Origin of the sequence: Streptomyces sp. NBC_01723, assembly GCF_036246005.1 — a bacterium.
In the GTDB taxonomy this organism is placed as follows: domain Bacteria; phylum Actinomycetota; class Actinomycetes; order Streptomycetales; family Streptomycetaceae; genus Streptomyces.
The window spans coordinates 3,714,999-3,729,788 of sequence record NZ_CP109171.1; the positions used below are offsets into that span (position 1 = coordinate 3,714,999).

Consider the following 14,790-nt stretch of genomic DNA (forward strand, 5'->3'; position numbering starts at 1 on the left):
CCCATGGCCACCAGCAGGGGCGCCGGCAAGAGCCTCGTACGCGCCAACCTCGCCATCCACGAGCCGCCCACCGGCACGACCACCACCCCCGGTGCGCTGATCCGGACGTTCGCGTTCGAGTTCAACCCGGCCCAGCTGGCCATCAGCCAGCGCACCCAGTGGAAGGCGACGCCGACGGCGGCCGTCCGGGAGGCCGCCAAACCGCAGTTCATGGGTGCCGAGCCGCGGGAGATGACCCTGGAGATCTTCCTGGACTCGTCCATGAAGCCCGACGGCAACACCGTGATGAAGAAGGTCGAGTCGCTGCTGCTGTGCTGCGAGGTGACCGCCAAGAGCCTGAGCGCCAAGCAGCCGTCGCCGCCCTGGGTGGTCTTCGAGTGGGGTTCCTTCTCCACCGCGCGGTTCACCGCGTACGTCTCCTCGATCGAGACGCAGTACACGCTCTTCGGCACCACGGGCGTCCCCATCCGCGCGACCTGCCAGGTGGCGCTGGTGGAGATACCCGGGCCGACCCTGGGCCAGAACCCGACCTCGGGCGCGCTCACCGCCCAGCGCGTGCACCGGGTCGTCGCGGGTGACTCCCTCCAGTCGCTGGCCTGGAGCGAGTACGGCAGCGCCAACGCCTGGCGCGTGATCGCCGAGGCCAACGGCATCGACGACCCGTCCCACCTGCCGACCGGCACCGAGCTGATGCTCCCCGCCGCCGAGGAGGTGCCGCACTGATGGTGCGTCCCGCGTTCTCCAGCATCGTCGAGGTCAAGATCGGCGGTGCGAAGCTGCCCGACGACATCGCGCCGATGCTCACCGACGGCTGGGTCGACCAGGGCGTCGGCGTGCCGGCGGCGTTCCGCATCACCTTCCGCGACCCCAACCACCTGGTCCTCGGCAAACTGGGCGTGCAGTTCGGCACCAAGGTCGTCATCACCCCCATCGCCGACGGGCAGGGCAAGGGCAACCCCCTGCTGACCGGCGAGGTCACCGGCATGGAGGCCGACTACGACGGCACCGGCAGTTTCACCGTCATCCGGGGCTACGACTACGGGCACCGCCTGATGCGCCAGCGCCGGGTGGCCGCGTACCGCAACCAGAAGGCCTCGGACATCGCGCGCAAGCTCGTGGCCATGGACGGCGTCTCCATCGGCCGCATCCAGCCGACCAAGGGCACCTACACGTTCATCAGCCAGTCCAACGTGACCGACTGGGACTTCCTCTCCCGGCTGGCCGACGAGAACAACATGGTCATGTACCTGGACGCCAAGGGGAAGTTCAGGTTCGTCACGCCGAAGCCGTCGGCCGGCGCGCCCTCCCCGAAGACGGACGGCGACAAGAGCACCTTCGTCCTCCAGGCCCGCCACGACATCCTGCGGCTGCGGGCCGCGGTGACGGCGGCCGACCAGATCGGCAAGGTCGAGTCGCGCGGCTGGAACGTCACCACCAAGAAGAAGATCACCGAGATCGCCCCGGCCACCACCGACCCCGGCATCAGCATCGGCTCGACGCCCGGCACGGCCGCGGGCAAGTTCAAGGCCGGCAAGCTCGTCGAGACCGCCAACCCGTACGACAAGCAGGACGAGGTCCAGCACGCCGCGAAGGCCCTCGCCGCCGACGTGACCTCCTCCTTCGCCGAGTTGGAGGTCGCCGCGTACGGCCACCCCGACCTGCGGCCGGGCGTCCCCGTGGCCCTCTCCGACGTCGGCAAGCCCTTCGAGGGCAAGTACACCGTCACCTCGGTCCGCCACCACTTCGGCGACGGCGTGCCCTACGAGTCCTGGATCACGGTCAGCGGCCGCCAGTGGCGCTCCCTGTACGGGCTGGCCTCGGGCGGCAGCGGCGGCACGGACCCGGCGAGCGCCACCCGGCTGCCCAGCGTCGCCAACGCCATCGTCACCGACGTACAGGACCCCCTCAAGCAGGGCAGGGTCAAGCTGCAGTTCCCGTGGCTGGACGACACCTACGTCAGCGACTGGGCGCGCAGCGTCCAGATGGGCGGCAAGGGCGGCGGCGGGGTCTTCCCCATGGACGTCGGCGACGAGGTGCTCGTCGCCTTCGACCGCGGCGCGCTCGACCACCCCTTCGTCATCGGCGGTCTCTACAACGGCCGGGACCTGCCCACCAAGGTGAAGGACGTGCCGCTGCACGACGGCCTGAAGAAGAAGGCCGCCCGGCACACCCTGTCCGACCGCACGGGCAACCGCGTCGACCTGCTCAGCCAGCAGACCGGCGCCCGCAAGCAGGGCGTGCGCATCGCCAGCGGCAACGACAAGCTGACCATCAACCTCGACCGCACCAAGACCGAGATCACCGTCGACAGCAAGGGCTCGGTCAGCATCACCGGCAGCCGCTCGGTGTCCGTGGAGGCCGGCATGGACCTCACCCTGGAGGGGCGCCGGTCGGTGACGGTGAAGTCCGGCGGACCGCTCCTCCTCCAGGGGCGCGGCCTGGTCAACCTCAAGTCGATGGCCGGCACGGTCAACGTGAGCGCGATGGGGGCCCTCCTCATGAACGCGTCCGGCGCCATGACGCTCACCGCCACCGGCCTCGTCTCGGTCACCTCGGTGGCCAACGTGAACATCAAGGCCATCAAGGTCGACCTCATGGGCGCCGTCTTCGTCAACACCATCAAGTACCCCCTGCCGGCATGACCGCAGGAACCGGCACGACCGCAGGAAGCAGAAGGCAGGTGGCCCACTGATGGCCGAACAGTTCGTCGGGTCCGGCTGGTCGTTCCCCCTGCGCATCGGGCCCACCGGCGGCATCGCCCTCGTCAGCGGCGAGCAGGAGGTCGAGGAGGCCATGCGGCTGATCCTCGCCACCGCTCCCGGCGAGCGGCCGATGCGGCCCGAGTTCGGCTGCGCCATCCACGACCTGGTCTTCGCCCCGGTCAACGAGCAGACCGCCGGGCGGATCCAGCACGAGGTGCACGTCACCCTGGACCGCTGGGAGCCGCGCATCGAGGTCCACGACGTCGAGGTCACCACCGGTGAGGGCCAGAACGTCCTCTACATCGACGTCCGTTACTCGATCCGCGGCACCAACAACCCGCGCAGCCTCGTCTTCCCGTTCTACGTCATCCCCTCCCACGACGAGCCCGACCTCCCCGCCGGTCCGGCCGGCCTCCCGGGCTCTCCCGAAAGCGACCGCTGATGCCCCTGCCCTCCCCCAACCTCGACGACCGCCGCTTCCAGCAGTTCGTCGACGACGCCAAGCGTTACATCCAGCAGCGCGCACCGGAGTGGACCGACCACAACGTCTCCGACCCCGGCATCACCCTGGTCGAGACGCTCGCCCACATGGCCGACCAGATCGTGTACCGCCTCAACCGGGTCCCGGAGAAGAACCACCTGGCCTTCCTGGACCTCGTCGGCATCACCCTGTTCCCGCCGTCCGCCGCCCGCACGGACGTCACCTTCTGGCTGTCCGCGCCGCAGGAGGAGACGATCCTGGTCCCGGTCGGCACCGAGGTCGCCACGCTGCGCACCGAGCGCGACGAGGCCGTGGTGTTCGCCACCGAGCGCGACCTGAGCGTCGTGCCGTGCTCGCTGGGCCGCCTGGTGGTCCAGCACCAGGGCCAGGCCGTCAGCGACCGCACCTCCGACCTCGCCGAGAGCAAGGACGTGCTGTGCTTCGCGGAGGCACCCGCCCCCGGCGACTGCATGCTCATCGGCCTCACCGCCGCCGTCCCGCACTGCGCGCTCGCCCTCGAACTCGACAGCCGCGTCGACGGTGTCGGCGTCGACCCCCGCCAGCCGCCGCTGCTCTGGGAGGCCTGGACCGAGGACGGCTGGCAGCCCTGCGAGGTCGACCGCGACGGCACCGGCGGCCTCAACCGCCCCGGTGACATCGTGCTGCACATACCCGGCGGGCACGTCCTGTCCCGCAACGGCGGCCACGAGGCCGGCTGGGTCCGCTGCCGGGTCACCGAGCCGCTGCCCGGCCAGCCCTTCTACACCACCTCACCGACCATCCGCTCCGCCGAGGCCTACACCATCGGCGGCACCACCGGCACCGTCCACGCCGAGACCGTGTACGACGAGCCGCTCGGCGAATCCACCGGCCTGCCCGGCCAGCGCCTGCGGCTGGAGCACTCCCCCGTCGTCGCCGACGACCCGCCGGTCCTGCTGCAGACCGCCGCCGACGACGGCTGGCAGGAGTGGCAGGTCGTCCCGCACTTCTCGGGCTCGCACCCCGACGACCACCACATCACCCTGGACGCCGCCACCGGCGAGATCGCCTTCGGCCCCGCCGTCCGCGAGGCCGACGGCACCCTGCGCCAGTACGGCGCCGTGGCCCCCAAGGGCGCCGTCATCCGCGCTCGCCGCTACCGCACCGGCGGCGGCAGGTCGGGCAACGTGGCCCGCGGCGCCGTCCAGGTGCTGCGCACCTCCATCCCGTACGTCTCCGAGGTCGTCAACCGTGAGGCGGCCCGCGGCGGCGTCGACGGCGAGACCGTCGAGGAGGCCAAGCTCCGGGCGCCGATCACCCTGCGCGCCCAGGAACGCGCCGTGACCCTGCGCGACTACGAGGAGCTCGCCCGCCGCGCCGCCCCCGAGACCGCCCGCATCACCTGCCTGGAGGGCGAGGAGGGCGACCACGGCGCCTACGCGGTCCGGGTCCTGGTCGTCCCGCAGGCCGTGCCGGACCCGGGCGGGCGGCTCCGCTTCGAGCAGCTCGTCCCCGGCGACGCCCTGCTCGGCCGCATCACCCGCCACCTCGACGAACGCCGCCTCATCGGCACCCGCCTCGCCGTCGGCCCGCCGTACTACCAGGGCGTCACCGTCGTCGCCACCGTCCACGCCTTCCGCGGCGTCGACACCGACCGCGTGCGCCGCCAGGCCCACGACGCCCTCTACCGTCACCTCGACCCGCTCACCGGCGGCGCCGACGGCAAGGGCTGGCCCTTCGGCCGCCCCGTCCAGACCGGCGAGGTCTTCGCCGTCCTCCAGCGCGTACCCGGCGTCGAACTCGTCGACGAGGTCGTCCTGCACCCCGCCGACCCACTCACCGGCAAGCGCGGCGACCCCACCGACCGCATCGACCTCGAAGCGCCCGCGCTGGTCTTCTCCTTCGACCACCGGGTCCGCGTGATCGGGGACGGCGCGTGACGGCCGCCACGTCCCGCCGGGGCTCCGTCGACGGGCTCGGCTCCTCGCTGCCCATCGCCACGATGCTGCCGGCCGTCTTCGCCGACGACGACCTCGCGCTGCGCTTCGTCGGCGGGCTCGACGACGTCCTCGCGCCGATCCTGAACGTCCTGGACTGCCTGGACACCTACTTCGACCCCGCCCTCACGCCGGCGGACTTCGCGCAGTGGCTCGGCAGCTGGATCGGCGCGGAGACCGACGGCACGGAACCCGAGCCCATGCTGCGCGCGGCCGTCGCCGCCGCCGCCCGGCTGCACCGCGTGCGCGGCACCCGGCAGGGTCTTTCCGAGGCCGTGCTGCTCGCGTTCGGCGTGGAGCCGGACATCAGCGAGAGCGGCGGCGCCGACTGGAACGCCCGCCCCCTCGGCCCGTTCCCCGGGGCTCCCCGCCCCCACCTGCACGTCACCCTCCGGCTGCCCGCACCGAGACCCGGCGACACCCACCGCCTGGACGCCCTGGTCGCCGCGGCCCGTCCCGCCCACATGCCCTACACGGTCGAAGTGACCGCCGCCGAAAGGACCCCGGAGAGATGACCACGCAGAACTGCGCCGAGTGCGGGACACCCGCGGAACCGGGCCAGTCCTTCTGCGACGCGTGCGGCGCCGTACTCCGCTGGGACCAGGCCGGCGCCCGCACCGCGCAGCCCGCGACCGCCTCGGCCGCCGGCCGGGACGCCGCCGGACCGGCCGCGGCCCCCGCCGGAGGCGGTCACCAGGCCACGGCCACCGCCCCGGGCGGTGCCACGGCCACCGCCCCGGGCGGCGCCGACGCGCCGGACGGCGACGCGGAGGACAACCCGACCGTGCAGCAGCCGCGCCGCGCGGCGAGCGCGCCCGCCCCCGGCACGCCGGACACCGGTGCGGCGGCAGCGGGTACGGCGGGAGCGAGTGCGGCGGCAGCGGGTGCGGCGGGAGCGAGTGCGGCGGGAGCCGGCAGGCCCGCCGACGCGGACGCCGCCCCGGCCGCCTCCACCGCGTCCTCCCCCTCGGCCCCGGCGCCCGCCCGCACCCCCGACACCGACGAGACCGCCCCCACCACCCCGGTGACACCGGTCCCCGCGCCGAACGCGCTCACCGACACCATGTCCGACCGCGCCCGCTCCCTGCTGGTCCCCGTCGCCGACCCCGAGGCCCGGACCCCGGCACCGCCCCCCGGCATCGCCCCCGTCCTGCCCGGCCGCCCCGACGCGGACCGGCCTCAGGTCCGCGCCCCCGGCCACGTGGACATCGCCAACGGCCCGCCGTGCCCGTGGTGCTCCACGCCCAACCGCCCCGACCGCCACTACTGCGCGCGCTGCGCCATGCCCCTGGTGGCCTCCGGGGACCAGGCCGACCTGCGCGCCCCCTGGTGGCGCAGGCTCTTCGGCGGCACCCGCCGCGAGACCCCGTGGGCCGGCGACCGGCCGCGCCTGCGCCGCGTCTTCGACCGCATCGGCACCTGGATCACCGTCGTCGTGGTCGTGACCCTGACCGTCCTCGGCTTCATGTACATCCCGGACGGCTACCAGGCCACCCGCGACCACTTCGCCAAGCGCGCCCCGGTCTCCCCGGACGGCATCAAGGCGTCGCACTCCTACGCCGGCCACAAGCCGGAGCTGGTCATCGACCAGCTCAGCAACACCTGGTGGGGGCCCGGCATCTCGCAGTCCGGCAAGGGCGAGTGGATCGAGGCCACCTTCACCGAGCCCACCCGCCTGCTGGACGTGATCATCACGCCCGGCGTCTCCACCCGCGCCGCGAAGATCAAGGAGAGCGCCCTCCCGCACCGCGTGAAGGCGACGATCACCCTGAAGGACGGGTCGACCACGACCCGGAACCTCACCCTGGACCAGGGTGCCGGCGGCCAGCGACGCCCGTTCCGCGTCGGCGAGGTCACCAAGGTCCGCTTCACCATCGAGTCGGCCCACGCGGCCTCCGCGGACAAGCAGGTCGCCATCGCGGAGATCGAGTTCTTCGGCCGGTCCAGCGCCAACCGCTCCTCCTGAACCACGGCAGGCCGAGGGCCCCTCACCGGATCCGGTGAGGGGCCCTCGGCCTGCCGCTTTCTCGGAGCCCCCTGTCGGATTCGAACCGACGACCTTCGCTTTACAAGAGCGGCGCTCTGACCAGCTGAGCTAAGGAGGCACTCGCGCGACGGCACGCGCGCGCGGGTCGGTCCACTCTACACAGAGCCCGGTGAACGGTGGGATTCGAAAATTTCGGCGAAGTTCACAGGCCCACAGGTACTGACAGACCAGGTGAACGCCGGGTACCGTCCTGAGCCAGCTACACCCGTGTGGACTACACCACCACCTTCCTACAACGGATCGTCCGGCACGTTCCTGCCGGTAGAAGGGGGCCCATTCACCATGGCCACAGTTACGTTCGACAAGGCGACCCGCATCTACCCGGGTTCCACCAAGCCCGCCGTCGACGGTCTCGACATCGCCATCGAGGACGGCGAGTTCCTCGTCCTGGTCGGCCCCTCCGGTTGTGGCAAGTCCACCTCGCTCCGCATGCTCGCGGGCCTCGAGGACGTCAACGGCGGCGCCATCCGCATCGGCGACCGCGACGTGACGCACCTGCCGCCGAAGGACCGGGACATCGCCATGGTGTTCCAGAACTACGCGCTCTACCCGCACATGTCCGTCGCCGACAACATGGGCTTCGCCCTCAAGATCGCCGGCGTCAACAAGGCGGAGATCCGGCAGAAGGTCGAGGAGGCCGCGAAGATCCTCGACCTCACCGAGTACCTGGACCGCAAGCCGAAGGCGCTCTCCGGCGGTCAGCGCCAGCGTGTGGCGATGGGCCGCGCGATCGTGCGTGAGCCGCAGGTGTTCCTCATGGACGAGCCGCTGTCCAACCTGGACGCCAAGCTCCGTGTCTCCACCCGCACCCAGATCGCCTCGCTCCAGCGCCGTCTCGGCATCACCACCGTCTACGTCACCCACGACCAGGTCGAGGCCATGACGATGGGCGACCGCGTGGCGGTGCTCAAGGACGGTCTGCTCCAGCAGGTCGACACCCCGCGGAACATGTACGACAAGCCCGCGAACCTCTTCGTCGCCGGCTTCATCGGCTCCCCGGCCATGAACCTGGTCGAGGTCCCGATCACCGACGGCGGCGTGAAGTTCGGCAACAGCGTCGTCCCGGTCAACCGCGACGCCCTGAAGGCCGCCTCCGACAAGGGCGACCGCACGGTCACCGTCGGCGTCCGCCCGGAGCACTTCGACGTCGTCGAGCTGAACGGCGGCGCGGCCAAGACGCTGACGAAGGACTCCGAGGACGCCCCGGCGGGCCTCGCCGTCTCGGTGAACGTCGTGGAGGAGACCGGCGCCGACGGCTACATCTACGGCACGGTCGAGGTCGGCGGCGAGTCGAAGGACCTCGTGGTCCGCGTCAGCAGCCGCGCGGTGCCGGAGAAGGGCGCGACGGTCCACGTGGTGCCGCGGCCGGGCGAGGCGCACGTGTTCTCGTCGTCCACGGGCGAGCGTCTCTCCGACTGAACGTCCTCGCGCGGGTGATTTTCACCCGCGTTGACGAAAAGTGCCCCGCGGCCTGCTGCGGGGCATTTTTCGTTGTCGACAAATACCCCGGCAGAACGGACTTTTCACCCCTCGCGCGTCAACCCCTTACCCACTCCGGGGCTTCTCTTCATCCCCCGAAAGGGTGACTAAATGTCGCCAAATCATTACCGGGCGCTACCCTCACTCGCGTGAAGCACTCCGTGAAGCACTCCACCACCCGACAGACGCGACGCGGCCGGGGCCCCGCCCACCGGATCGGCCGCTCTCTCGCCTTCGTCCTGCCCGTCGTCCTGGTGCTCTCCGGGACCCTCGCGGTCACCAGGGTCAACTGGTCCGGGGACCCCTCGGACTCGGTGCTCGCCGCGTCGGAGGCATCCTCGGCCAAGGCCTCCACCTCCCGGACCGTCGCCCGCGCGCCGCACGAGGTGCTGCGCGACCGGCTGCTGACCGAGCTCCAGGAGGAGGACCCTGGCGTCGCCCTCACCCACCTCCAGGAGGCGGTGAACGAACGCCCGTCGCTGGCCGGCCACTGCGCGTCCATCGCCCGCGCCCTCGGCCGCGCCGCGGTCAAGGTGTACGGGCCGACCCGGGCCCAGTCGTACTCCCGCCCCGTCTGCGACACCGCCTTCGCCTCGGGTGTGCTGGCCACGCACGGCTGACGAGGCTTCGGGGGCCGGCGGGGCGCCGCGTACAGTTCGGGCATGACCGATCCGAACGCCGCGTCCCGCCGCCCCGTTCAAGCCGTCGTCCTGGCGGGCGGACAGGGTTCCCGGCTGCGCCCGTACACCGACGACCGGCCCAAACCGATGGTCGAGATCCCGGGCACCGGGACTCCGATCATCGGCCATCAGCTCGCCTGGCTCGCCGACGAGGGCGTGACGGACGTCGTGGTCTCCTGCGGCCATCTGGCCGAGGTGCTCCAGAAGTGGCTGGACACCGCCGACCTGCCGCTCTCCGTCACCACGGTCGTCGAGACCGAGCCCCTCGGCCGCGGCGGCGGCCTCAAGTACGCCGCCGCGCACCTGCCGCACCCGGACCGGCCCTGGTACGCCACCAACGGCGACATCTGGACCCGTTTCTCGCTGCGCGACATGGCCGACTTCCACGCCGAGCGGGACGCCGTCGCGACCCTCGCCCTGGCCCGCCCGCGGCTGCCGTGGGGCGCCGTGCAGACGGACGGCTTCGGCCACATCACCGACTTCATCGAGGCCCCGCCGTCGACCTTCGAGATCAACGCCGGGGTGTACGTCTTCTCGTCCGCCTTCGCCGCGATGCTCCCGGAGCGCGGCGACCACGAGCGGACCACGTTCCCCAGGCTGGCCCGTGAGCGCCGGCTGTCCGGCTTCCCGATCCCGCAGGGCTCCTACTGGCGCGCGATCGACACCGCGAAGGACCTGACGGAGGCGGCCCGCGAGCTGGCGGCCCTGTCCGGCCGCTGAGCGCTCCCTCCACGGGCGAACGCCGAGGGGCCCCGCACGGTGATGTGCGGGGCCCCTCGGCGTGTCCACGGGCCCGTGGGCCGCGTTCCGGCCGCCGTCCTACCCCAGGAGGCCGCCCACGAGGCGGCCGTTGCCCGGCTGGCCGGTGGAGGAGGAGCCGCCGCCCTCCTCGCTTCCGGAGCCCCCGGTGGAGCCGCCGGTGGAGCCGCCGGAGCCGGTCGAGGTGCCCCCGGCGGTCGGTCCGGCCGAGGTGGTCGGCGCCTGGTCCCGGCCGGCCGGGGACGACTGCCGCGGCGGGGCCTGTCCGCCGGTGCCCTGGGACCGGCTGGGCGTACCGCCCCCGGTGGTGCCGCTCTCCCGGGTCGCTCCCGGTGTGGTCGCGGCCCCCGTGGAGGGGGTGGTGGCCCCGCTGGTCGCGCCCTGGGTGGGCGAGGCGGAGGCCTCCGGGCTCTTCGGCTCGCGCGTGCCGGGCTCCTGCGGGAGCGGGGCGCCGGGCAGTTCGTTGCGCGGGGCCTCGCCGGGGCCGGGGACGACCACGCGGTCGGCGTCCCGGACGGCACCGCCGAGCAGCGATCCGACCAGGAGGGTCGCACCGGCGACCAGGAACGTGACGAGGGCGCCGCGGCGCAGGACGTAGCGGCGCAGGTCCCAGATGTCGGCGCGGGGGCCGAGCCGGCGCCAGGCGCTGCCGGCGAGTCTGCCGTCCACGGAGTAGACGGGCGCCCCGGCGATGATCAGCGGTGACCAGGCGGCGAGGTAGATGATGTCGGGCGCGTCGTAGACGGGGACGCTCTTCCAGCTGACGGTGACCAGGAGCGCGGCGGACAGGCCCGCGCCGATGACGGCGGCCACGCGCTGCCAGCAGCCCAGCACGGTCAGGACGCCCACCAGCACCTGGAGGAAGGCGATGACGAGCCCGGCGCCGACCGGGTGCGCGAGGGCGAACTGGCGCAGCGGCTCGGCGACGTCCCAGGGGTGCAGGGTGTTGAGCCACTTCACCATGGAGCCGCGTTCGCCGCCGTCGAAGTAGACGGGGTCGCAGAGCTTGCCCATGCCGGCGTAGATCGAGATGAAGCCCAGGAAGACGCGCAGCGGCAGCAGCACGACGCCGAGGTTCATGCGGCGGCCGGGGAAGTACGCGTGCCGCGCCGGGTCGTCGGAACGGCGCCTGCCGCGCGGCTCGTCCGGGCCCGTGTCGTCGCCGTAGCCGTCGTGGTCCTCGTGGTCTTCGCGCTCGTCGTGGCCGAAGTCCTGGGCGGTGTAGGCGGGTTCGTCGTAGGCGCTGCCGACGGTGCGCATGGCGGGCAGCAGCCGGGTGCCCTCGGGGACGGGGCCGCGCTGGGCGCCGACGAGGGGTGTTTCGAGGGTCTCGGTGGCGGGGCCTGCGTCGTAGCCGTCGTAGCCCAGGGGGTCCCCGCCGAGATCGAACCTGGGGATGACCTGGGTGGCTCCGGCGTCGGCGGCCGGGTCCTCGACGTGGTGACCGGCTCCCGCCCGCACCGCCTGGAGCAGCCGGTGCGCGCCGGTGTCGTCCGGGTCGGACCGTCCGCTCCACACGACGGCCCGGCGACGGCCCGGGGCGGCGGGCATGCGGGGGGTGGCCTGGGTGGCGCTCAAGTGCTGTGCGATCCGCGGCGACTGGGTCCGCCGGGCGGAGGCACCGAACTGCACGCGGAAACTCGCGTGGTTGACGATGACCTGGGCCGGATCGCTCGGCACCTTCACCATGCTCAACGCGGGAGCGTCGTCGTATCCCGACGAGCGGTCCCCCGTGGGTGTGCGGGGTGTTCTGGTGTCCACACTCATCTAACCGAGTGATGTGTCGTTAGGACACTGCCTTGACCGCCCGGATCTGTCCGGACCGCGTCAAACCAGCCCGGACCATCCGGAACACCCCGTGTGGGGGACGGATCCGAACACCCATCCCCCGCCCGAAGAACCGATCAATCCCGGGTCAGCGCCGCCGCGCCGCCTCGTACAGCACGATCCCCGCGGCCACGCCCGCGTTGAGCGACTCCGCGCCACCCGGCATCGGGATCCGCACGCGGAAGTCGCAGGTCTCGCCGACCAGCCGGGACAGTCCCTTGCCCTCGCTGCCGACCACGATGACCACGGGCCCGCCCAGGGCCTCCAGGTCGCCGAGTTCGGCCTCGCCGTCGGCGGCGAGGCCCACGACCGTGATCCCCGCCTTCTGGTACGACTCCAGCGCGCGCGTGAGGTTGGTGGCACGGGCGACCGGCGTACGCGCGGCCGTGCCGGCCGACGTCTTCCACGCACCGGCCGTCATCCCGGCCGCGCGCCGCTCGGGCACGACGACGCCGTGGCCGCCGAAGGCGGAGACGGAGCGGACGACGGCACCGAGGTTGCGCGGGTCGGTCACCCCGTCGAGGGCGACGATCAGCGGGTCCGCGCCCTCGTCGTGGGCGGCGGCGACGAGGTCCTCGGGGTGCGCGTACTCGTACGGCGGGACCTGGAGGACGAGACCCTGGTGGTTGAGCCCGTTGGTCATCCGGTCCAGCTCGGGACGCGGCGCCTCCATGAGGTTGATGCCACCGCGCTCGGCGGCGAGCTGGAGCGCGTCGCGCACCCGCTCGTCGTTGTCGATGAACTGCTGGACGTAGAGCGTCGAGGCGGGCACGCCCTCGCGCAGGGCCTCGTAGACGGGGTTGCGGCCGACGACGAGTTCGGACGTCGACCGTCCGCCCCCGCGCCGCTGCTGCTGCGGACGTCCCGGGGAGCGGCGCGCCTTCGCGTTGGCGGCGCGCTGCTTGGCGTGCCCCTTGCGCATCTCGGCGGGAGGCGTCGGCCCCTTGCCCTCCAGGCCCCGGCGCCGCTTGCCGCCGCTGCCGACCTGCGCGCCCTTCTTGCCGGACATGCGGCGGTTGTTCGCGGCCATGAGTTACCTGTCTCCGCTCTCTACGGGAGTGTGCGTGAAGCTTGTGTTCTATGCAGTGTGCCGCCCGGAGGGCCGGGCGGCACAATCGATCTACGGGACGGACCTCGCCGACCGGCCGGGTCAGCGCGACCCGAGGCTCCAACGGGGCCCCTGCGGGCTGTCCTCGATGACCAGCCCGGACTGTCCGAGCCGGTCGCGGATGGCGTCCGCGGTGGCCCAGTCCTTCCGCCCCCGCGCGGCCTCCCGCTGGTCGAGCACCAGGCGTACGAGGCTGTCGACGACGTGCCGCAGGTCCTCGCCCTGCTCCTGCTCCCCCGCCCAGTGCGGGGCCAGCGGGTCGAGGCCGAGGACTCCGAGCATGGCCCGCACCTCGGCGAGCCGCGCCACGGCGGCGTCCTTGTCGTCGGCGGCCAGCGCGCTGTTGCCCTGCCGGACGGTGGTGTGCACGATGGCGAGCGCCTGCGGGACGCCCAGGTCGTCGTCCATCGCCTCGGCGAAGGCGGGCGGCACCTCGGCGGCCGGCTCGACGGTCTGCCCGGCCAGCTCGGTGACGCGCTGCACGAAGCCCTCGATGCGCGCGTACGCCGACTCGGCCTCGCGCAGGGACTCCTCGCTGTACTCGATGGTGGAGCGGTAGTGCGGGGTGCCGAGGTAGTACCGCAGCACGACCGGCCGCCACTGCTTGACCATCTCGGAGACGAGCACGCTGTTGCCGAGCGACTTCGACATCTTCTCGCCGCTCATGGTGACCCAGGCGTTGTGCACCCAGTACCGGGCGAAGGCGTCGCCGAAGCCCTCGGCCTGGGCGATCTCGTTCTCGTGGTGCGGGAAGATCAGGTCGATCCCGCCCCCGTGGATGTCGAACTCGCTCCCCAGGTACTTGTGCGCCATGGCGGAGCACTCCAGGTGCCACCCCGGGCGCCCGCGCCCCCACGGAGTCTCCCAGCTGGGCTCCCCGGGCTTGGCCGCCTTCCACATGGCGAAGTCCCGCGGGTCCCGCTTGCCGGTCTCGCCCTCCCCGGCGGGCTGGCGCAGCTCGTCGAGGTCCTGGTTGGACAGCGACAGGTACCCGGGCAGGGACCGTACGTCGAAGTAGACGCTGCCCTCGGCCTCGTAGGCGTGCCCGCGCTCGATGAGCCCGCGCATCATCTCGACCATCTCGGTGATGTGCCCGGTGGCGCGGGGCTCGTAGGTGGGCGGCAGGCAGCCGAGGGCGTCGTAGGCGTCGTTGAACGCCCGCTCGTTCTCGTACCCGATGGACCACCAGGGGCGGTTCTGCTGCTCCGCCTTCCAGATGATCTTGTCGTCGATGTCGGTGACGTTGCGGATGAACGTGACGTCGTAGCCGCGGTACGCGAACCAGCGGCGCATGATGTCGAAGTTCAGGCCCGACCGGATGTGCCCGATGTGCGGGGCCGCCTGCACGGTGGCGCCACACAGGTAGATCGAGACGCAGCCCGGCGTGAGGGGGGCGAAGTCACGGATCTGCCGGGCGCTGGTGTCGTACAGCCGAATAGTCACGAGTCCAGGGTAGTAGGCCCCGAGCAGTGCCACGGGCACACGGCCGACGTCGGCGCCCACCTCTTGCCCGACCGAGCCGGGCGATCGCTGCGAGTCCACCGTCATGCCCGGCCGAGCCGGGCGATCGTGGCGAGTCCGGCCGCTTACCCGACCGAGTCGGGTGGTGGGTGGGCACAGGCCGGGGTCCAGGGGCGGGGCCCCTGGCGGGGCGCGGGGCGGCGCGCCGCACGGCGCGCCACCCGGCGGCACCCCTCACACCGCCGCCACACCGCCCTACCTCGCCCGCCC

At 72.6% G+C, this 14,790-nt stretch carries 12 protein-coding genes and 1 tRNA gene; 9 read left to right on the top strand and 4 right to left on the bottom strand.

Translation table 11 applies throughout. The features are described 5' to 3' along the window. Positions 1–3: 3 nt before the first annotated feature. The 6 genes from OIE75_RS17000 to OIE75_RS17025 all read left to right on the top strand — a co-directional run bounded on the left by OIE75_RS17000 (position 4) and on the right by OIE75_RS17025 (position 7,125). The gene (locus tag OIE75_RS17000) at positions 4–723 is read left to right on the top strand and encodes a CIS tube protein (RefSeq protein ID WP_329471390.1); all 720 of its coding nucleotides are present in this window, start codon (positions 4–6) and stop codon (positions 721–723) included. Further along, complete coding sequence (locus OIE75_RS17005) at positions 723–2,642, top strand: VgrG-related protein (RefSeq protein WP_329471391.1); 1,920 nt, start codon at positions 723–725, stop codon at positions 2,640–2,642. Before OIE75_RS17000 ends, OIE75_RS17005 begins: the two co-directional genes overlap by 1 nt. 49 nt (positions 2,643–2,691) lie before the next feature. Then, positions 2,692–3,144 carry a GPW/gp25 family protein gene (locus OIE75_RS17010; protein ID WP_307013353.1) on the top strand — a complete coding sequence of 151 codons (453 nt, stop codon included), beginning with the start codon at positions 2,692–2,694 and terminating at the stop codon, positions 3,142–3,144. Continuing rightward, complete coding sequence (locus tag OIE75_RS17015) at positions 3,144–5,102, top strand: putative baseplate assembly protein (RefSeq protein ID WP_329471392.1); 1,959 nt, start codon at positions 3,144–3,146, stop codon at positions 5,100–5,102. The genes OIE75_RS17010 and OIE75_RS17015 overlap by 1 nt, the downstream gene beginning before the upstream one ends. 62 nt (positions 5,103–5,164) lie before the next feature. Then, complete coding sequence (locus tag OIE75_RS17020; protein ID WP_307017981.1) at positions 5,165–5,674, top strand: phage tail protein; 510 nt, start codon at positions 5,165–5,167, stop codon at positions 5,672–5,674. Next, positions 5,671–7,125 (top strand): NADase-type glycan-binding domain-containing protein, encoded by a 1,455-nt coding sequence (locus OIE75_RS17025; protein ID WP_329471393.1) that lies wholly within the window; start codon positions 5,671–5,673, stop codon positions 7,123–7,125. The genes OIE75_RS17020 and OIE75_RS17025 overlap by 4 nt, the downstream gene beginning before the upstream one ends. A 65-nt stretch (positions 7,126–7,190) precedes the next feature. Here OIE75_RS17025 and OIE75_RS17030 read toward each other — a convergent pair. After that, a tRNA-Thr gene (locus OIE75_RS17030) sits at positions 7,191–7,264 on the bottom strand. A gap of 224 nt (positions 7,265–7,488) precedes the next feature. Here OIE75_RS17030 and msiK point away from each other — a divergent pair. From msiK to OIE75_RS17045, 3 genes are all read left to right on the top strand, one after another. Beyond that, a complete protein-coding gene (gene msiK, locus OIE75_RS17035; protein WP_307013359.1) occupies positions 7,489–8,625 on the top strand; it encodes a diacetylchitobiose ABC transporter ATP-binding protein MsiK in 1,137 nt (378 codons plus the stop codon). Positions 8,626–8,846: 221 nt separating this feature from the next. Further along, entirely contained in the window at positions 8,847–9,305 is a 459-nt protein-coding gene (locus OIE75_RS17040; RefSeq protein ID WP_329474003.1) for a hypothetical protein, read from the top strand. Positions 9,306–9,347: 42 nt separating this feature from the next. Next, entirely contained in the window at positions 9,348–10,085 is a 738-nt protein-coding gene (locus OIE75_RS17045) for a nucleotidyltransferase family protein (RefSeq protein WP_329471394.1), read from the top strand. Positions 10,086–10,184: 99 nt separating this feature from the next. Here the strand turns inward: OIE75_RS17045 and OIE75_RS17050 are convergent, their stop codons facing one another. The 3 genes from OIE75_RS17050 to cysS all read right to left on the bottom strand — a co-directional run bounded on the left by OIE75_RS17050 (position 10,185) and on the right by cysS (position 14,502). Then, the gene (locus OIE75_RS17050; protein WP_307013362.1) at positions 10,185–11,891 is read right to left on the bottom strand and encodes a DoxX family protein; all 1,707 of its coding nucleotides are present in this window, start codon (positions 11,889–11,891) and stop codon (positions 10,185–10,187) included. 148 nt (positions 11,892–12,039) lie between these two features. Then, positions 12,040–12,981: a 23S rRNA (guanosine(2251)-2'-O)-methyltransferase RlmB gene (rlmB, locus tag OIE75_RS17055; protein ID WP_307013364.1), complete on the bottom strand. Its 942-nt coding sequence runs from the start codon at positions 12,979–12,981 to the stop codon at positions 12,040–12,042. A gap of 120 nt (positions 12,982–13,101) precedes the next feature. Beyond that, a complete protein-coding gene (gene cysS, locus OIE75_RS17060; RefSeq protein ID WP_329471395.1) occupies positions 13,102–14,502 on the bottom strand; it encodes a cysteine--tRNA ligase in 1,401 nt (466 codons plus the stop codon). Between the last annotated feature and the right edge of the window lie 288 nt (positions 14,503–14,790).